Origin of the sequence: Bradyrhizobium sp. CCBAU 11430, assembly GCF_028128855.1 — a bacterium.
Lineage (GTDB): Bacteria > Pseudomonadota > Alphaproteobacteria > Rhizobiales > Xanthobacteraceae > Bradyrhizobium > Bradyrhizobium ottawaense.
The window spans coordinates 38,392-57,840 of record NZ_LBJV01000059.1 but is presented as its reverse complement, the minus strand read 5'-3'; the positions used below and the strand labels follow the sequence as shown (position 1 = coordinate 57,840).

The following is a 19,449-nucleotide window of genomic DNA, read 5'->3' as shown; positions in this document are numbered from 1 at the left end:
AGGCGCGGCTGCTTCCTCCCTCTCCCCATTCCTACGGGGAGAGGTGAATAAGCCCTACGCCCCGATCCTGCGCAGCGCTTCTGCGACCGTCACGATCGGCATGTTGCGCTGTCCGGCGGCTTCCAGCGCATGACGCATCAGGTCCGGCGTGCAGCCATAGGGGCTCGGCGCGTCCGCGACGTCATGGCCGTAGAAGATCAGCCATCCACCGCTCGCCACCGCCTCGTCGAAATAGCGATCGACGCCTGCCTTGTCGATCTCACAATTGACCAAGGGCGACGCACGCAGGAACTGGAGATCGATGACGTCGCTGTTGACGCCGGGAAGGATGCCGCGCGCAGAACGGAAGGCCTTGGCGAGCTGCGGCTTGCGCCAGACCGAGGCAATCCCATAGGGATAGGCGAAGTTCTCCAGATTGATCGAGGAATCGATGCTGCGAAAATAGGTGCGGTTCCGCTCGATCTCCCGAGCCATCGCGGCCTCGTCGAGATTGGCCGAGCTCTGGTGCGAGAAGGTGTGGCAGGCAATCTCGTGACCGGCGCGGTGAAGCCGCACGATCGCATCGTCCGACAGGCCATGCCAATGGTCCGACGGCTGCCCGATCAGGCTGCCGGCGAGATAAAACGTACCGCGGCCGCCATGCTCTTCCAGTAGCGCGGCGCCCTCGCCTGCGGCGCTATCCGGGGCATCGTCGAAGGTGAAGCTCACGATCGGCGCATGCGCGGGCAGCCGGTGCGGCGCGGCGCGGAAATGCCGGGCCAGCCGATTGCTCACGCGTCCCTGGAGTGCCGACCACACGACTGCGTTTCCCGTGATTCCGTATATCTGTACTGAAACATTCGCGCGCTGGTCGAGGCAAGCCTAACGCCTGGGTAATCCTAACGCGGAACCAATATCCTTCGCTAACGCGCAAGGGCCGGCGCTTCGGTTTCCACACTGAGATATTGCAACCAATTGCGGAAAAGCACCGCGGCCGCACTGCCGGCGCCGATATCGGCGCGCAAATTCAGACCGGGCAGTTCGTTGGTGAGCGCCGGATGGCGTTGGTGCGCCGCCTTCTTCTCGAAGCGGACCAATTTCTCTTCCGTCGCTGCGTCAAAATAGCTCACGGGCAGGCGCGGATAGTTCTCGCGCTCCCGCGCAAGGTAGCGGCCGATGTCGCGCAGATATTCGCGCTGGAGCGACAGCGCGTCATATTCCGGATGCCCCTGGAAGAACACGAACCGGCTGGCATATTGGCGAACGAAAACGTCGACGCCGGCCTCCGCCGAGCGTGTCAGCACCTGATAACCGGCCTGCACCAGGTCGCTCTCCGCGAGCTCGTTGAGGCGCGAATGCGACACCTTCAGCGGCGCCGGCGCGGCACGCGTCAGGGCATCGCTCGTCACGGCGTCGCAATCGAAGATGCCGTGACATTTGGCAGGCAGCCGCCGCCGTTCGATGCCGTCGAGATGCAGCACCGCCGCATGCGCGGCAAGGCACGACCAGATCGTCGAGCGCGTGTTGGCCTTGGCCCAGTCAATGAGGTCGGCGAGGTCACGCCAATAAGGCTCCCGGTCGAGCTCGGGCGCAACCGGTTCGGCGCCTGTCACGATCAGCCCGTCGAATTTCTGGCGCTTCAGATCGGAGAGGTCGGAATATTCGCTCTCGACATGCCACTTCGCCTCCGGCGAGCGCTTCACGCTGGGCAGCGAGAAGCAATGGAAGCGGATGCGGCGCGGACCGGCCGCCGCCTGAAGCAGCTTCAAGAACTGACGCTCGGTCGCCTTCAGCGCCGGATCCGGCATGTTGTTGACGAGCCCGATCGTGAGCTCAGCGCCGTGATCGCGCGCGAGATCGCGCTCGGCCGGCACCAGCGCCGGGCTCGATATGACTTGATCCCTGTCGATCAAGATCGTCATTGACGCCGCCGCCTACTCCGCGGCCTCGAGGCGCGCCGAGAGGCAGGCCTTGTCCAGCGCCTGGTCGATGTCCTCGATGATGTCAGAGACATGCTCGATGCCGATCGAGAGCCGGATCGTTTCCGGCAGCACGCCGGCGACGCGCTGCTGCTCTGCCGACATCTGCCGATGGGTGGTCGAGGCCGGATGGCAGGCCAGCGACTTGGCATCGCCGATATTGACGAGGCGCGTGATCAGCTTCAGCGCGTCATAGAAGGACTTGCCGGCCTCCATCCCGCCCTTGATGCCGAAGGTGAACAGTGACGAGGCGTTGCCATCGAGATATTTCTGCACCAGCGGATAATAGGGGCTGTCGGGAAAGCCGGTGTAATTGACCCAGGCAACGCGCGGATCCTTGCGGAGGAATTCGGCGACCTTGCGCGCGTTCTCGACATGGCGCTCCATGCGCAGCGCCACGGTCTCGATGCCCTGCAGCAGCAGGAAAGCGTTGAACGGCGACAGCACCGAGCCCATGGTGCGCTGATAGACGCTGCGCGCGCGCTCGATATAGGCGGTCTTGCCGAAGCGCTCGGCATAGACGAGGCCGTGATAGGAGGCGTCGGGCTTGTTGTAGGCCGGGAAGCGATCGGCGTATTTCGCCCACGGGAAGTTCCCGGAATCGACGATGGCACCGCCGAGCGTGGTGCCGTGGCCTCCCAGAAACTTTGTCAGTGAGTGCACGGCGATGTCGGCGCCGTAGTCGAACGGCTTGAGCAGAATCGGGGTTGCGACGGTGTTGTCGACGATCAGGGGCACGCCATGTGCATGCGCGATTTTGGCCAGCGCCTCGATATCGCAGACATTGCCGGCGGGATTGCCGATGGTCTCGGCGAACACCGCGCGGGTGTTCTCGTCGATCAGCTTCGCGACCGCCTCCGGCTTGTCGCTCTCGGCGAAGCGGCCAGTGATGCCCTGCCGCGGCAGGATGTGTGAGAGCAGCGTGTGCGTGGTGCCGTAAAGCTGCGGCACGGAAACGATGTTGCCGCCGTGATCGGCGACGTTGACGAAGGCGAAATGCAGCGCCGCCTGTCCGGTCGCAACCGCAAGCGCACCGACGCCGCCTTCGAGCTGGGCGATGCGCTTCTCCAGCACGGCGCTGGTCGGATTGGCGATGCGGCTGTAGCGAAAGCCTTCGGCCTCGAGATTGAAGAGCGCCGCGCCGTGATCGGCGCTATCGAAAGCGTAGGCCGCGGTCTGGTAGATCGGCACGGCGACCGCGTGCGTGGTCGCTTCGGGCTCGTAGCCGGCGTGAATAGCGATCGTCTCGTTGCGCATCGTGCCACCTCCGCGTGGGGCGGGCCGCACTTATTGGCCTGTATGAGGCATGTGCGTTGTCCGCCGCCCCCGTGTTAGAGGCGGGTGGTAAAGCGGACAATAATTCGCTTAGAGATCGAGGAAGTAACCCTAATGCTTGTCGGCGAATTGGCCGGAATTCGGGTTAAAGCGGATTAACGAAGTGCGACCTGCACGGCCGTGGCGGCGCCATGCCTTCTCCTTGCGGAGAAAGATGGCGCCGCCAATGCGGCGACAATCATGGACTAAACCATGCTCTCCCACAGCCGATGCGCGAGCACGCCGGCGCGCTTCTCGATCGCGGCCGCCGCGTCGAGCGCGAGGTCCTCGCGATAACGCCCGGCAATGAGCTGCACGCCGATCGGCTTGCCGTCGTGCACGGCCACCGGCACCACGGCGCCGGGCAGGCCCAGCACGTTGATCGCCGAGATGAAGCGGATCTCGCCCCAGAAGATCTCGCGCACGCGCTCGGCGCTGACGGTATCCTCGCGCGGGCCCGGCGTCGGCTTCACCGTGGTCGGCGCCAGCACGACCGGGTACTCCTCGAAGAACAATTGCCAGGCGCGGATGTGGCCGTTGCGCGCGGCGGTCGCCTGCATCCAGGCCTTGAGATCGAGCACATTGGCCTTGGCCTTCATGCCGCCCCAGGCCTTGTGGAAGTCCTCGGAGGTGACCTTCAGCATGCCGGCCTCCTGCATCACCACGGTCTCGTTGGTGATGATGTCGCACCAGGTCTGCCAGACGCCGTTGATGTCGGGCACCTCGACCTCGCTGACGCGATAGCCGGAACGTTCGAGATGATCGGCGGCCTGGCGCAGTGCGGCGCGTACGGAGGGGTCGACCTCCATGTCCTCGGGGATCTTGGCCAGCGCCACCTTGATCGGCCCCTTCGGCCTCTCGCCGACCAGCGGCGCCGGCACCCACCAGGGATCGCGCGGATCGCGCCGGCTCATCACCTCGAGTGCAAGGCGAACGTCCGCGACATGGCGCGCGAGCGGCCCCTGCGCCGACATCAGATGCGCCAGCATCGGCCGCTCGGCCGTTGCGCTCGCGTTGAACGCGGGGATGCGCCCCTGCGTCGGCTTGATGGTGGCGACACCGTTGCAATGCGCGGGCCAGCGCAGCGAGCCGCCGATGTCATTGCCATGGGCGATGGTGCCGATGCCGGCGGCGACCGCCGAACCCGCACCGCCCGAGGAGCCGCCGCAGGTGATATTGGGATCCCAGGGATTGAGCGTCAGCCCGTGCAGCGGATTGTCGGTAAAACCGCGAAAGGAGAATTCCGGTGTGTTGGTGAGCCCAATGACGATCGCGCCTGATTTCTTCAGGTTGCGCACGACCGGCGCATCCGACGGCGCGACCAGGTCCTTGTTGGCGGGCACGCCGTTGAAATTCGGCCGCCCCTCGTAATCGACGTTTTCCTTGATGGTGATGGGCACGCCGTGCAGGAGGCCGAGCTCGCCGCCCTTGGCGCGCTGCTTGTCCGCGGCATGCGCCGCCTTCAACGCCTCTTCCGAGAGATCGACGACGATCGCGTTCAGCTTCGGATTGACGGCGCGCATCCGTTCGAGATGCGCTTCGACGGTTTCGACTGCGGAGATTGCGCCGGAGCGGATTGCAGCCGCGGTCTCCACCGCCGACCACTGCCAGGCCGGTCCCTTGGGACGGCGCGATGAAGCCGGCTTGAGCTGCGCGGCCTTCTTCGCCTTCTTTGCAACGACGGCCTTGCGGCTTGCGCTGGTCTTGCTGGAGGTTTTCGCCGGTTTCTTCGAAGCTGTCTTCTTCTCGGCAGTCTTCTTGGCCGTCTTCTTCGCCACGTCGCACCTCCTGAAATTGCGCCGAGGAAGTTACGGATGGCGAAAGGATGTGTACAGGTGCGTTTTCTGCATGGGCCAACGGCGCGACGCGGCGAATTGTCCGCGATCGCGCCGCTTGCGCTATTCCGCGGGGCAGGCCGCGACGGCCGCCGGCGCGCGGTCGAGCCGCAGGCTCCACAGCGCCAGCACCAGACCGACAGCGGTGATGCCGGCTGCGACCAGAGGCAGCGCCGAGAGGCCGAGCCCGCGGTCGATGGTGACGCCGCCGGCCCAGGCGCCAAGCGCGTTGCCGAGATTGAACGCGGCGATGTTGAGGCTGGAGGCGAGCGTCCGGCCGCTGGGGCCGGCCGCTTCCAGCACGCGAAGCTGGAGCGGGGCGACGGTCGCAAAGGCGGCGATACCCAGCAGCAGGATCAGCGCGATCGCCGGGATCTTGACCGACAGCACGGCGGCAAGGCCAAGCAGCACGATGGCGAGCGCGGCAAGCGTTCCGATCAGCGCGCCGGCGAGGCCCCGGTCGGCGAGCTTGCCGCCGGCAACGTTGCCGATCGCGAGGCCGACGCCGAACACCAGCAGGATCGGCGACACCGCGCCTTCCGAAAAGCCGGTGAAGCGCGTCAGGATCGGCTGGATGTAAGTGAAGACGACGAACAGGCCGGCAAAGCCGAACACGGTCATGGCAAGGCCGAGCAACACTTGCGGGCGGCCGAGCACCGATACTTCCTCGGCAAGCGAGACCGGCTTGTCGCCGTTGCCGACATGGCCGGGCACGAGGGCCGCAACCACGGCAAAGGCGATCACGCCGATGACCGTCACGGCCCAGAACGCCGCGCGCCAGCCGAGCATCAGACCGAACCAGGCGCCGAAGGGCACGCCCAGCAACGTCGCGACGGTGAGACCGATGAACATGGTGGAAATCGCGGAGGCCCGCTTGTCCTCGGCGACGAGGCTCGTCGCCACCACCGACCCGACACCGAAGAAAGTACCGTGGGCAAGCGAGGTCAGCACCCGCGCGGCCATCAGCAATTCGTAGTTCGGCGCCAGCGCACAGGCCGCATTGCCGAGCGTGAAGATCGCCATCAGCGCGAGCAGCACGGTTTTGCGCGGCATCCGCCGCGTCGCCAGCGTCAGGACGGGCGCACCGACGAACACGCCGAGGGCATAACCGGAGATGAGCAGGCCCGCGACCGGTACCGAGACATGCATGTCGGCGGCGACCTGGAGCAAGAGGCCCATGATGATGAATTCAGTGGTGCCGATGCCGAAGGCACCGGCGGTGAGCGCGAGGACGGCGGGAGGCATGCGTGGGCTCCGATGGATGAGACGAGCCACAGATAGCCGTGCCCGTGCAAAACCATTAGAATGTCCTCAATCCAATCATTTATGACGTGAATTCAACATGGCCCGCTTCGACACCAACCGCTCCGCCGAGATGGAGGTCTTCGTCCGCGTCGTCGATCTCGGCGGGTTCACCCAGGCCGCGCGAAAGCTGCGGCTGACGCCGTCGGGCGTGAGCAAGCTGATGTCGCGACTGGAAGCCCGCCTCGGCTCGCGCCTCGTCAACCGCACCACGCGCAAGCTGACCCTGACCGAGGAAGGCCAGGCGTTCTATCAGCGGGCCGTGCGGATCCTCGCGGAGATGGAGGAAGCCGAGCGCGAGGCGGCGTCAGGCGCGGCGCCGCGCGGCCGCCTCACGGTCAACTGCAACATCCCGTTCGGCATGCTGCATATGATGCCGTTGATCCCCCGTTTCCTGGAACAGCATCCCGAGGTCACGCTCGATCTCGTGCTGACCGACACGCTGGTCGACCTGATGCAGGAGCGTGCCGACGTTGCGATCCGCGTAGGGCCTCTGAAAGCGTCCCGCCTGATCGCGCGCAAGCTCGGCAGCAGCCGCATGGTGGTCGTCGGCACCCCCAACTATCTGGCGCGCTTTGGCACGCCCAGGACGCCGGCGGATCTCACTGAGCACCGCGGCATCGGCTGGACCTTTCCGCGCATCCGCGGCGGGTGGCCATTCCGGCGCGGCGATCGCACCGAGGAAGCCGTGCCGCCGCCGGTCGCACGCGCCAGCGACGGCGAAGTCGCCCGCCGGCTGGCGCTGGGCGGCGTCGGCCTCGCCCGCCTCGCGCTCTTCCATATCGGCCCCGACATCGAATCCGGCCGCCTCGTGCCGGTGCTGCAGAACTACAATCCCGGCGACCGCGAAGACATCCACGCCGTCTATGTCGGCCACACCGCCTCCCTGCCCGCACGCGTCCGTGCGTTCATCGATTTCCTTGCCGAGCATGTACGAGTGAGCGATCCCGCGCTGAAGCGGGCGGGGGATGGGAGGTGGAAACTGGCGGGATGAGGCTGATGGCGGAGAGAGCGTCAGTCAATCCAGACTGATGCGATCGTGTTCCGCGTGGCTGGACCGTTGAGGACGCACCGCCGACGCTTGCGCGAGGGTGCCGAAACCGCGAAAGTCCTAACTGTTTCAGAGCTTGTCAGGGGAATTCCACACAAATGCAGTTCGATGACGTCATCCTCGGTCGCCGGAGTATCCGCGGCTACAAACCCGATCCGGTACCCAAGGAGCTGATTGCGGAAATCATTGGTTTGGCGATGCGCGCTCCCTCGTCGATGAACACCCAGCCCTGGAATTTCTATGTCATCACCGGCGAACCGCTGGATCGGATCCGCGCCGGCAACACCGAACGGATGGTGGCGGGCATCCCGCAGTCGCGCGAGTTCCGCACGGGCCAGGCCTTTGCAGGCAAGCACCGTGACAGGCAGGTCGGCGTCGCCAAGCAATTATTCTCCGCAATGGGAATCGAGCGCGACAACACGGAAAAGCGCCAGGACTGGGTGCTGCGCGGCTTCCGCCAGTTCGACGCGCCCGTCTGCGTGATCATCACCTATGATCGCGTGCTTGACGGTAGCGACGATACGCCCTTCGACTGCGGCGCCGTGGCGACCGCCCTGGTCAATGCCGCGTGGTCGCGCGGGCTCGGCGCCGTGATCAACAGCCAGGGCATCATGCAGTCCCCCGTGGTGCGCGAGCACGCGGGCATAGCCGACGATCAAGTCATCATGAAAAGCATCGCGCTGGGCTGGCCGGATGAAACTTTTCCGGCGAATGCCGTGGTGTCGGAGCGGAAGTCCGTCGAGGAAGCGACGGTGTTCGTCGGTTTCGAGACGTAGCGGCGTGCGGTCGGAAGGGCTGGAGGCACAGCATTGATCCGCGCCATGGTCCGACGTGTACTTGTGCTGGCGGCGGCTTTTGCCACTGCCTTGACGCCGGTCATTTGTCTTGGCGAAAGCAGCAAGCCGTTGCCAGCCAAGGCAACGAGGGAACTACCCGCTGAGCTGCTCTCGCTGCTCGAACAGAAGAAGATGCCGAAATATTCACCTATCGTCGTGCGCCTGTTCAAGGAGGAGGCCGAGCTCGAGGTCTGGAAGCAGGACGCGACCGGCCATTTCCAGATCCTCAAAACCTATCCGATCTGTCGGTGGTCGGGCGATCTCGGGCCGAAATTGTACGAGGGCGACCGACAGGCTCCGGAAGGGTTCTATACGATTACACCCGAGCTGATGAATCCCAACTCCAACTTCCATCTTTCGATCAACCTCGGCTTTCCCAACACGTTCGACAAGGCGAACAAGCGCAACGGCAGCTTCCTCATGATCCACGGCGACTGCTGGTCGAGCGGTTGCTATGCCATGACCGACGAACAGATCAGCGAAATCTATTCGCTGGCACGCGACTCATTCCTCGGCGGCCGGCCGTCGTTCCAGGTCCAGGCCTATCCGTTCCGCCTGACGCCGGCAAACCTGGCGCGGCATCGAAATAGCCCCAACCTGGCCTTCTGGAAAATGCTCAAGATCGGCAACGATCATTTCGAGACGACGCGACTCGAACCAAGGGTGGATGTGTGCGACCGCCGCTATGTGTTCGATGCGCGACCTCCCCTGAATTCGCCGTCGCCTCCAGTGTTCAACCCTACCGAAAAATGTCCCCCCTTCGTCGTCAATCCGGAAATCGCGCGGCGGGCGCTGGAGAAGAGGCGCTCCGACGAGCTCGAATACGCGCGATTGCTTGAAGACAACGTTCCGGCTGCCCCGATATACAGCGGACTGGACGGCGGAATGAACAAGGCATTCCTCACACAATTTCCGGGCAGAGTGACGCTTGCGAAAGTCATGCCGTATGCATCCTACCTGCCGCAATTGCCACCGATCCCCTGGATCGACAATGATGGCTCGTTGGCGAGTAGATGGTTTGGCAGCTCGTTGGACAAGCTGCCGGAGTGTAATCCGACGCGTGTCGGCTTCCCGTCAGGTCGGTGCTGAACGCTCGTGCGGCGTCCGCGGTGGATCATCAGAAGAGGATGGCATCGGCATTCCGTCCAGGGAATGCTGGCGGCGTCGGAGCGGAGACCTCGAAAAAAAGTTCGTCCCGGCTTGCTGAACCAAAGCAAACGGCAACGAGTCCGCCTCCGCCCCGCGGGCTTCGGCGCGACAGCCTTGCGCAAACTTTGTTTGCGAAGGCTGGCGGAGAGAGTGTCCTTATTGTTAGTGTCCATGAGCGTCCATTGAAGTTCAACTAGGCCAATCGACTCAATCTCTTAAGTCAACCTGACGTCCAGCAAGGTCCAAGAAAAGCCGTCCCAATCCGAAATTTTTTGTGGTATGGATTGTGGTATGGAAACCCGGCGCAAGCATCCTCAAAAGGCCCTTACCCCCGTTCGGATCAATAGCCTTTCCCAACCCGGCCGATATGCTGACGGGAACGGCCTTTACCTCGTCGTCGATGAGTCCGGCGCAAAACGATGGGTGCTGCGGACGGTCGTCCATGGCAAGAGGAGGGACATGGGTCTCGGCAGCCTGCGGCTCGTCACGCTAGCAGAAGCTCGAAACAAAGCGATCGATTATCGGAAGCTGGCGCGTGAAGGCGGTGACCCGATCGCCGCCAAGCGTTCAGCGCAAGCGACCGTACCCACGTTTGCGGAAGCCGCTCGGACCACGCTGGAGCAGCGACGAGCGGGTTGGAAGGATGGGAAGAGCGCTTCGCAGTGGCTGAAGAGCTTGTCCACCTATGCTTTCCCCGACATGGGTGACAAGCGGGTCGACCGGATCGAGACCTCAGACGTGCTTCGCGCCCTTTCGCCGATATGGCTCTCCAAACCTGAGACTGCCCGCCGCGTCCGCCAGCGGATATCAGTCGTTTTGGATTGGGCCAAGGCTGCAGGTCATCGAAGTGGTGACAACCCGGTCGAAGGCGTTGGCAAGGGCCTACCTCGCCAGAATGAAAAGCGCGGTCATTTCAGCGCAATCCCTTACGCCGAAGTACCGCAATTCGTGCGGGGACTGCCGGAAGTCCCCACAAACGAAATTGCTCGGCTCGCTTTCGAGTTCTTGATCTTGACGGCGGCTCGCACGAATGAAGTTTTGCGTGCCGGATGGTCCGAGGTCGACTCCGAGACAACAGTATGGACCATTCCGGCAGAGAGGATGAAAGCGGGCCGGGAACATCGTGTGCCACTGGGGCCGCGAGCTGCGTCACTACTTCGATCCGCTCGCGAGATAAGCGACGGTTCATTATTGATCTTTCCGGGCCGCGCCCCTGGCAAACCCATGTCGAATATGGTGTTTTTGATGATGCTCCGAAGAATGGAGGCTAACTTCACCGCTCACGGCTTTCGCTCAGCCTTTAGAGACTGGGCAGCTGAATGCACGAATTTCCCTAGAGAGGTATGCGAGATGGCGCTGGCCCACTCGATCAAAGACAAGACCGAAGCCGCCTATCGCCGAGGTGACCTATTCTCTAAGCGACTTGAACTGATGATCGCTTGGGAAGAATACATTCAGGCTCAGGCGATCAATTGTCGATGAACATCAAGAGATCGAAGCAACCAAAAGCTCCCCCCCGTGAGCCTGAAGCGATGTCGGAGGACGACTTAGTCAAGGCTCAAATAACGAGCGGCGTCGCCTCTGGCCGGAAGCTGAACGCTAGGCTCGAGCAAGCGCTAGGCATTCCCTACGCATACCTCACCGAGCACCAGTGGAATGAGATTCAGTCAAAGACAAAGTTTCGAACAAGCGCTCGATTCGAACTCAATATCGCGCTGAGGAGATATTGGACCGAAAGGCTAGATAAATCGGCTGCGCCTAACGCGAAGAAAGAGATCACTGAATCCCGAAGCAAGTTGGAAGCTGCAAGGCAGTCACTGTTGAAGCTCATCATTCAAGAGGACGTCTTCAAAGGCCGAGTCGCGCATTGCCAGATAAGTCCCCTTGAACAACGAAAGGAGCTTGAAGCTTTCTGTGAACGCATTTCAGGAGCCGACATCATTTTGGCTTCGTTGGAGAAGCGCCACACTCGCGGAAGGGGTCAACCATCATACGGTCCCGTATATGATCTGATCCACCATCTCGATTATATCTTTTACGCTCAGCACGGCCAAAGGATTACGCGGTCAGAGAAGCGAATGATACGTGACGACCCTGCAACGGTCACATCGAAGCATTACGTCTGGATGATGATGCAGATTGCGGATCGGCAGATTGCTGAAGCAACGGTAGATACCGTTTTAAGGGATTACATCATGGATCGCGACAAGCACGATCGTCCATTTCCTAAGAGGATGATCTAGCCCGTTACCGAAAGAGTTGTGGGCTTTAATCGAGGGATTATGCGAACTTAATTCCCACACTGAGGTGTTGCTCCGCTCGAAGGTGTGCGTAAATTTCCGAACCGTTCCGAGCCACTGCGCTCAGCCCCTTAAGGAACGGCAATGGAATCTTCATTCTCCGGGCGCGGTCTTTGCCGGCTCAAATCGATCATCAAGCCTCTAGGCCCCCTCCAAATTAGCCGCTCGACATGGTGGGCCGGTGTAAAATCCGGCCGCTTTCCGCCTCCCGTTCGGCTGGGCGGAAGGCTTGTTCTCTGGAAGGAGCAAGATATTTGCAGGCTCATCGAGGAAGGCATTCCCCGAGCTAACGCTGGCTCACGGACTTCGGACAAGCCATGAGCCTCGCGGAAAGCGGTTCAGAGGACCGGGCGCGGCGTCTTGCCGGAAGGGTCCTCGCCAGCTCCAGCGACAATGCTTCGCCTCACGGGCCAGCTCTCGCCGGAATGGATGCAGAAGTTGCCGCTGACACGGTCGCCCAGTACTGGGCCGACGCTGCCCAATCGCTCGTAATCGCTTGCTTTCATTTGAACGCCGGGCTGAACTCTTTTGCCGAACAGCCCGAAATGCTCAATGCGTTTCTGACACGCCTCGTTGCCAGGCGGGTACTCTCGGACAACGACGTCCTTGCGCGGCTCAAGACCAACGGTAAGTTGGCCATGTTGGCTAAGATCGGCCGCCATGCCGAAACACTTCTGCAGCAGTCGCTCCTGCCTCTCCTGCCAGCTCACTACTCTATCATCTATCAGATCTGCCTGTTGATCGAAGAGGTGGGTTCCGACCGAGCAGTCGACGAGTTGGCGAAGCGGACGGAAGTGACCCGAGATGACGTGATCAAGGTGCGAGCTGCCGCAAAGCCGCCGCAGGGTACTGCACATGAGTCGCAGCCGGCCCCGCAGATCGACGGCTCGGCTGAGCTGTTCGCGCTTCGTTTGACGACACAGGACGCGCGTTTCTTCGCGAACGAATATGCGCGCTCGGACGCATTGGACGAGTGCCTGCGCCGTCCGCCTCCGGCTGACGATGCCGGCTTCGTCGCGATCATCCCTATCCTCATGATGGGGACCATCGAGCGGACACTGATGCCTTTGATGGGATTCGGCGCACCTCAGGGGCTCTTCTTCGAGAGCCCGGTGCAACAGCCCGAAATCACGAACCGCGAAGTTATTGTGGTCGCTAAGCGGGGGAGTTTCCGGCCCCGCCCCCTGTTAGGCTTTACGCCCTGCAATAGCGTCTTGGTGCTCGCCGAATCCTTCTTTCCGAACTGTGCCGTCAAGGTTCAGTTGTTCGCGCAAACGCGGGCGGACGGCTGGTCGACCCTCATCGGAGACGAGAACTGGACAGAAAGGCCGACCGTCCGATGAGTGAAGATCTTCGCTTTATCTTCCGCCACGAAATTCTTGCGCGGAGTTCCTGCAGTCGCGTCGCCCTCCTGCTGTCTGGCGGCGCTGACAGCTTGATCGTCGGCTATAGCTGTGAGGAGGTTGGCAAAGAAGTAGTCGCCTACACCTATGAACTAGACGGTATTCCTTCGGTTGAGCGGCCAGCGGCAGAAGCGATAGCCCGCCACATGGGCTGGCCGCTTCGGATCGTTCGAGTGCCGACCGCGGGATTGAGAGCGGCCTTCCTGCGGCTAGCGATCCAACACGGTTGCTCGAAGAAGACCCAGTTCGAAGTCACATACCCGATCGCTCACGTGATCCCCGAAATTGCAGAAGCCGAAGTTTTGACAGGCTGGAACTTCGACGATCACTTAGGCAATACGCGGGAAGACAATCTGGAGATGGCCCGGCTCAAGCGGGCCGGGCTCTCGCGCGCCGAACTGCAAGTGCACTTCGACGGCTTGCGTGACGCAAAGTATGCGAGGTCGGACGCGGCCGACTCGCCCGACACATTTTGGTTCGCTACCCGGATCGCTGAGGCACTCGGAAAACGGCTGATCGACCCTTCGGCCGCCGAATCGGTACGCCGCTTCCTTCGCCAGTTCTCCCATGACGAGCTGTCACCGATGGACAAGCCCGTCATCAGGAAGATCTTTGCCGACGTGTTTCGTCGCCTCCCCTCAGGTCTGGTCGCGAAAGGCGTCAAGTTGCAAAAGGGCGGAGGTGTCCACGAGTTGTTTAAGACATTGGTGGACGATCCCATCATCAATCGGTTTGAGACGAAGTACACGAGCGTGAGCGCGCTCTGCAAGCGATGGGCAGCGGAAGTGCTGGCAAACCCTGATCAATACCTCGAAGAACTCGCTGCGGCTTCACCGCTTCGCAAAGCGATAGTTATCGAAGCTCAGGGTGTAAGCGTCCGTCGTCCGACGATGGCCGAGGTGCACGAAGCGTCCTTGCGCAAGCGCTTCACGGTCGTGTCGCTATTCGCGGGAGGTGGCGGATCCTCGATGGGGTACAGGCTCGCCGGGGGAGACGTTCGGGCCATCAACGAATTCGTTGCGGAAGCTGCTCGCACCTACTTCCGTAATTTTCCGGGGACATTCATCGATAAGAGGGACATCCGCGACATCGTTCGCGATCCGGCGAACATCATCGCCTTCCTGATGACGGTCGGCCTAATGGTGGGTGAGCTGGACCTGCTCGACGGATCTCCGCCGTGCTCCGAGTTCAGCACGGCCGGAAACGGACCAACGGAGCCGGGCGTGCTGAAAGCGTACTCGGACCGGACCCAAAAGGATATCTCGATGCTGCCCTTCGAGTTCGCGAGGTTCGCGCTGATCGCGCGCCCGAAGGTCGTCGTGATGGAGAACGTGCCTGCGCTCGCCTCCCGCGGAGAAGCGATATTCAATGCCTTGCTCAAGATGCTGACCGCAGAATACGTCGTGACATGGCGCGTCTTGTCCGCGAACGACTTCGGCGTTCCGCAGACCCGACGCCGGCTTTTCGTCCTGGCAATTCGCAAGGACGTCGCCGAAGCCGTCGGGATCACGAGCGAGTTCGCGGCGTCGTTGCTGTTTCCCAACCCGACACATACCGGCACCACCGTTCGAGATGCGTTCACTGATCTGAACCAGTCACGCGAAGACGTGCGCCCGTGGATCGTTTCTGCGCGGACGACCACGATCGCGACGGCCGCCGCCAGGCTGCCGAAGAACCCGCCCCGGCTGTTGCGGCCCAACCACGTGGGCCTTGAGGTCACCGGCAACTACACGCTCACGCGGTGCTCTTACGACTTGCCCGCGCCGACGCTGACGGTCACGGGGCAGCAACCGAGCGGATTGGCCGGCGCGATCCATCCGGAGCACGACCGCAAGTTCACTATCCCCGAACTGAAGCGCCTAACCGGCCTTCCCGATGATTACGCGCTCACCGGCACGCTTGGGCAAGCGGCGGAAAGAATATGCCGCATGGTCACTCCCTTCGTGGCCGAAGCAATTGCCGAGAGCATCTACCGAAAGATCTTGAAGCCCTACAAAGAGACCATGAAATGACTAAGCGCCGGCCCAAGAAAGACTTCTCCTTCGGAGACTACGCCGAAACCTTCGATGCGCATATCCGCGCGTCGATACCCGGCTTCCAGCAGCTGGTCGATTACACCGTCGACCGATCCGTCACGTACGTCCAGCGGGGGACTACCGTAGTCGACGTCGGCTGCTCGACAGGGCGGACTCTGGCGGCGATCCGGCGGGTGAACCACGCGGCGCGTCCGGACGTGGACTACCTCGGCATCGACGTTGAGCCGCGGTTCCGTCCCTGCTGGGAGAAGCATTCGTTCATGAACTTCCGCTGCGAGGTCGGCAACGCGCTGACGCACCCGTTCGACAACGTCTCGCTCGCGTGCTGCATCATGACGCTGATGTTCCTGCGTCCCGCTTGCAAGCTGCCCCTGCTGAAGCGCATCCGGGGTTCGATGGTGGAAGGGGGCGCGCTCCTCATCGCGGAGAAGACGTTGGCCGAGACGTCGCGTCAGGAAAGCGACGCGGAGGCCGCTTACATGGACTTCAAGCGCAGGCAGGGCTTCACCGCGGACGAGATCCTGGCAAAGCAGAGCAGACTCCGCGGCCAGATGACTAGGATGACCGAGCGCGAGCTGCGGAGGTCTCTTGAGTTGGCGGGCTTCCGTGACGTGGAGCCGTATTGGCGAGGGCATATGTTCGTGGCTCTCGTGGCCCTCATATAGCAACACGCAGGGTCAATGTTTTTACCGAGTAAAACCGCTTCGTCGAGGGCCAGTCACCACCGCAAGAATGATTAGCCGTTAGCGAAGCAGTCGTGGGCTTTAATCGAGGGATTCTGCTTGCTTAATTCCCACACTGAGGTGTTGCTCCGCCTGAAGGTGTGCGTAAAGTTCCGAACGTTCCGAGCCACTCCGCTCGGCCCTAGGATTTTTTGCTCACACGACTGTCTTGATAGGAAGGAGAGACTCGGATGAAACGGAAATCAGCATTCAGCTACTACGGCACCCCGCTCAGTAACCCGATGACTCAGTGGTCCGGCGTGTCGGTCGACCGCAAGATGGTCGCCGTCAGCCTGTGGAGGGACGGGTTTCGTGGACCTGGTGGACGCATGGTCTATGAGAAATCGGACACGAGCGATTGGGCCGACGGCGGGGCCAAGCGGCTCTTCTTTCTTCATCTCCAGCATGCCGTCGATCACTGCGAGGGCCTCGTCAGGGTGGTCATGGTCGTCCGCGATCCGTCCAACCCCTCCCGGACGATCGACTGCTACCCGGCGCGGAATGTCATCATGCGCGTCGTTGCCTTGGACACCAAAAGGTGCACCTTTCGGCTCGAGCAGGTCGATTCTGAAGCCCTGAAATCGGCCGCCTAGACGGGCACCACCGGAGAACGCTGAATACTGCGCAGTTTAAGGTCGTTTACATGCGGCCCGTTCAAGACGAGCGAGAGGTCATGCGAGCCAGCTGGCTCATTGGACCTCGCCGCTCGCACGCGGCAGGACCAGCACGGCATTGTCATAGGAAATTCGCCCGCGGAGAACCGTCTTGAACACGTAGTCGACCACGTATTCCGGCGTGCTGGTTATCGGGCGGACGTGGATGCGAGCTACCAGCTTCTTAAGCCCGGCATACAAGTCCGCCTGGTCGTTGAAGTGCTGAGCTACGGGCTCCTTCAACCGGGTGATCGGTGGCACCAACAGGACCGCATGGAAATGCAGGCCGCCATTGCAGGAGGTCGGCTCATTTGAGCGGACGGACTTAGCAACGGGTAGGTCCGCGACCGCGATCATAAGGGGAAGCTGGTGGGTGGGGACGGTCTTCGGCTTGCGGTGTGTCCTAGTCAGAAATGTCGAGTAAACTCGTAGGACTTCATCTAGCATTTGACCAAGGACGGATGCACGTGGACCGCGGAGATGATCAAATACGAAGGTCACGAGATATGCCGACCACCCGTCTTTCATCCGGTCGGATACCAGCCACGAGTACCCGCCGATCATCAATTGCAGGGATCGGTGGGCGGGGAAACGTTGCTTGAAGGGGACGGGAGAAGGATGAAGGGATTGGATGAGATCAATGTCTCGTTCAGGCTCCGTTTGATGAATTGGATATTCGAGCTCGGTCTGTAATTTGGTAATAGAAGACCATATGCCCTCCGTGATCGGTGGCATCTGTACACTCCGGGTCGCAGGTATGCTCAGGTGGCCATCCAACAAGACGCAAATGCCTGCGAGGTATTTATCTTCCCGAGGCCCCGAAAACGTAGGCCCGCGCTATCTTTTTTGCTAACTCAATTAGCAACAGAGCTACTCATCTACGCGGATCAACGCTTCAAACTCGTCGCTTAGGAGAATGGTTGTGAAAGGATTGTCCAGGAGGCGTCTCGGTGGACGCTAAAATCTTGTTGCCCCATTCAAGATGGACAGCCTCGGATCGCGCGCAAATGCGATAGAAGCTCAACGAGCGTTTGAGGTATACGCCGGCAACAATGCTTAGCGGAGATACTTTGCCGTGGTCTAACGTAGGCCTCTGCACTAATTGAGGATCCGTTGATCGCGATGGTACGCTTCGAATCACTTTCTAGCACCCGTGGCTCACTGATATGTCTACTCCGGATGACCTGCTGTTTAAGTTCGAAACGACGGCTGACGTGCAAGCCAGTCAACTGCGGCTATGGAAGCAGCCTTTGCGTTCGATACTCTCCGCGATATTTCTCGCAGCAGATCGAGACTTCAGCGGGGGCCGATTTAGCGGACACGGTCAGCCAAACATAGAGCGTGGGGCTACGATTCTCAGCCGCCTGTCGTACTTGATGCCGTTCATGCGGTCGAGCAGCTCGGAAATTGGCGAGAGTCTGGCAGACGCTTTGGGCGCGCTAGACGAGCAGAGCATCAGCGAAATTCAATCCGCGCTCGGCTATGCTCATTTCTGTGAGATTATGCCTATGGTGCGCAACGGATATCTAAGAGTCGAACACGCGGAACGAGGGTTTGAACTTGTTCATCCGAGCCCCCAATTCTCTCACCACGAGCAATGCGACGTGATCGCGTCTGAAATGGCTCTTCCGTTTCTCGAGAGACCATTTCCATTTCGCGTTTCCACACTTCTAAAGATGTCGAGCGATTGGCCGCGGCTCGTCGCGGAGGACTTTCTCCCACTACTCATGGATAGCTATCGCCATCACTTCGCAAGCATTTACGAACGGGAGCTGCTTTCTTCGGCCGATTACCTCAAAGCCTTTGACTTTGAACGTGATGATTACCTAAGAGTCCGGGCAGCACTTATGTCGCTCGCTTCTTGGTGCATTGGTATGGCTGCAGCGGCGGAGTCGAAGGCGATTGGGGCAGCGAATGACGCCGAGCATTGGCAAAAGGAATGTATGGAGTGGGCGTCGCCATTGTTGAAAGTGAGTTTTGTACGGTCCTTGATCGGCGAATTGGCTGGGGTGAGCGATAGCAGGGTAGATCGCATTCTAAGTGTCTTCACAGACACCCCCTTTGGAACCGGCCAATGCATCTCCGGCGACGGATATCTCGCTCCTATCGTCCAAATAGGAGATGCATTTCTTTTTAGCCCCCGCGGACTGCTTATAATGTTAGGCGAGCGCAACATCGTCTATGTAGCGAACAAGACGAACAAGCGACACTTCGACGAGTATGTATCATCGTCGCTTGAAGTAGCGCTGCTTGATCGCGCTGGGAAGGCACTCTCGTGCATAGGAGGATTAGTAGTCCGGAAAAATGTGGTGTGGAAACACGGCGAGATTGATTTGCTCGCTTATAGTCCTAAGACCAATACCGCCCTTCACGTTCAGGCCAAAGCGCCTATACCACCTCAGGGCGCACGGATGACACGACAGGTTGAGACGAATTCGCTTCACGCGATAAGGCAGCTAGCAGCTTTCGACAGTCAAACAATTTCAGAAAAAGATGCCATACTTTGCAACACATTTGGTTTGGACATCGCGAACGCGAAGTGGGCGTCCGCCGTTTTAGCCAGCTCTTCATTTGGAACGTCCTCGGCATGGTCAGCTCTTCAAGGTATCGCAGCACTCAACCCTCCACTGCTGACTCATGTGTCGAGGCGAATGATCCAAGAGAGCAACGCGAACTTGTTGGATGTGCCTTCGCTCGCGGCCAAGAGTTTGGACGAGATCGTGGCTCGCACGTCTCGCGGTTGGACTCGGCAGACCATCTCGGTTTTCGGGACAGACGTATCATTTCCCGGTCTGCTTCTCGACTACGAAGCTATCGGAAAGGTTCAGCTTGAATGCTCGGAGCGTTGATCCGCCGATCGAGCTTGCCTTCAAACTGTATCGCCTGTCCA

The 19,449-nt window shown here is 60.9% G+C and carries 17 protein-coding genes; 11 read left to right on the top strand and 6 right to left on the bottom strand.

Annotation, left to right across the window (positions count from 1 at the left end; translation table 11 throughout):
* Positions 1-54 precede the first annotated feature (54 nt).
* The 5 genes from XI04_RS19195 to XI04_RS19175 form a co-directional block, all read right to left on the bottom strand.
* Entirely contained in the window at positions 55-798 is a 744-nt protein-coding gene (locus tag XI04_RS19195) for a polysaccharide deacetylase family protein (RefSeq protein ID WP_038950250.1), read from the bottom strand.
* Between the two features lie 104 nt (positions 799-902).
* Positions 903-1,901, bottom strand: a complete 999-nt coding sequence (metA, locus tag XI04_RS19190; RefSeq protein ID WP_152102072.1) for a homoserine O-succinyltransferase MetA — start codon at positions 1,899-1,901, stop codon at positions 903-905.
* Positions 1,902-1,913: 12 nt separating this feature from the next.
* Complete coding sequence (locus tag XI04_RS19185) at positions 1,914-3,215, bottom strand: O-acetylhomoserine aminocarboxypropyltransferase/cysteine synthase family protein (RefSeq protein WP_038950247.1); 1,302 nt, start codon at positions 3,213-3,215, stop codon at positions 1,914-1,916.
* A 263-nt stretch (positions 3,216-3,478) separates the two neighbouring features.
* Entirely contained in the window at positions 3,479-5,050 is a 1,572-nt protein-coding gene (locus XI04_RS19180) for an amidase family protein (RefSeq protein WP_038950245.1), read from the bottom strand.
* 120 nt (positions 5,051-5,170) lie between these two features.
* Positions 5,171-6,352, bottom strand: coding sequence for an MFS transporter (locus XI04_RS19175; protein WP_038950244.1), 1,182 nt, complete (start codon positions 6,350-6,352; stop codon positions 5,171-5,173).
* A gap of 97 nt (positions 6,353-6,449) precedes the next feature.
* On the opposite strand from XI04_RS19175, the gene XI04_RS19170 reads away from it, so the two are divergent.
* The 10 genes from XI04_RS19170 to XI04_RS19125 all read left to right on the top strand — a co-directional run bounded on the left by XI04_RS19170 (position 6,450) and on the right by XI04_RS19125 (position 16,499).
* Positions 6,450-7,403 carry a LysR family transcriptional regulator gene (locus tag XI04_RS19170; RefSeq protein WP_271608716.1) on the top strand — a complete coding sequence of 318 codons (954 nt, stop codon included), beginning with the start codon at positions 6,450-6,452 and terminating at the stop codon, positions 7,401-7,403.
* 155 nt (positions 7,404-7,558) lie between these two features.
* Positions 7,559-8,236 (top strand): nitroreductase, encoded by a 678-nt coding sequence (locus XI04_RS19165; RefSeq protein ID WP_038950243.1) that lies wholly within the window; start codon positions 7,559-7,561, stop codon positions 8,234-8,236.
* A gap of 33 nt (positions 8,237-8,269) precedes the next feature.
* Entirely contained in the window at positions 8,270-9,385 is a 1,116-nt protein-coding gene (locus XI04_RS19160; protein WP_271608715.1) for a L,D-transpeptidase family protein, read from the top strand.
* A gap of 351 nt (positions 9,386-9,736) precedes the next feature.
* A complete protein-coding gene (locus XI04_RS19155) occupies positions 9,737-10,927 on the top strand; it encodes a tyrosine-type recombinase/integrase (RefSeq protein WP_271596161.1) in 1,191 nt (396 codons plus the stop codon).
* Positions 10,924-11,688 carry a hypothetical protein gene (locus XI04_RS19150; RefSeq protein WP_271623746.1) on the top strand — a complete coding sequence of 255 codons (765 nt, stop codon included), beginning with the start codon at positions 10,924-10,926 and terminating at the stop codon, positions 11,686-11,688. The genes XI04_RS19155 and XI04_RS19150 overlap by 4 nt, the downstream gene beginning before the upstream one ends.
* 141 nt (positions 11,689-11,829) lie before the next feature.
* Positions 11,830-12,066 carry a helix-turn-helix transcriptional regulator gene (locus XI04_RS19145; protein WP_271596159.1) on the top strand — a complete coding sequence of 79 codons (237 nt, stop codon included), beginning with the start codon at positions 11,830-11,832 and terminating at the stop codon, positions 12,064-12,066.
* The gene (locus XI04_RS19140) at positions 12,063-13,088 is read left to right on the top strand and encodes a hypothetical protein (RefSeq protein WP_271623745.1); all 1,026 of its coding nucleotides are present in this window, start codon (positions 12,063-12,065) and stop codon (positions 13,086-13,088) included. The genes XI04_RS19145 and XI04_RS19140 overlap by 4 nt, the downstream gene beginning before the upstream one ends.
* Positions 13,085-15,160: a DNA (cytosine-5-)-methyltransferase gene (gene dcm / locus XI04_RS19135; protein ID WP_271596157.1), complete on the top strand. Its 2,076-nt coding sequence runs from the start codon at positions 13,085-13,087 to the stop codon at positions 15,158-15,160. Before XI04_RS19140 ends, dcm begins: the two co-directional genes overlap by 4 nt.
* Entirely contained in the window at positions 15,157-15,849 is a 693-nt protein-coding gene (locus tag XI04_RS19130) for a methyltransferase domain-containing protein (RefSeq protein WP_271596156.1), read from the top strand. Before dcm ends, XI04_RS19130 begins: the two co-directional genes overlap by 4 nt.
* Before the next feature lie 248 nt (positions 15,850-16,097).
* The gene (locus XI04_RS19125) at positions 16,098-16,499 is read left to right on the top strand and encodes a hypothetical protein (RefSeq protein ID WP_271596155.1); all 402 of its coding nucleotides are present in this window, start codon (positions 16,098-16,100) and stop codon (positions 16,497-16,499) included.
* 96 nt (positions 16,500-16,595) lie between these two features.
* Here XI04_RS19125 and XI04_RS19120 read toward each other — a convergent pair whose 3' ends face one another.
* Positions 16,596-17,294 (bottom strand): hypothetical protein, encoded by a 699-nt coding sequence (locus tag XI04_RS19120; protein WP_271596154.1) that lies wholly within the window; start codon positions 17,292-17,294, stop codon positions 16,596-16,598.
* Between the two features lie 431 nt (positions 17,295-17,725).
* Here XI04_RS19120 and XI04_RS19115 point away from each other — a divergent pair, with 431 nt between their 5' ends.
* A complete protein-coding gene (locus XI04_RS19115) occupies positions 17,726-19,408 on the top strand; it encodes a hypothetical protein (RefSeq protein ID WP_271596153.1) in 1,683 nt (560 codons plus the stop codon).
* The last annotated feature ends 41 nt before the right edge of the window (positions 19,409-19,449 follow it).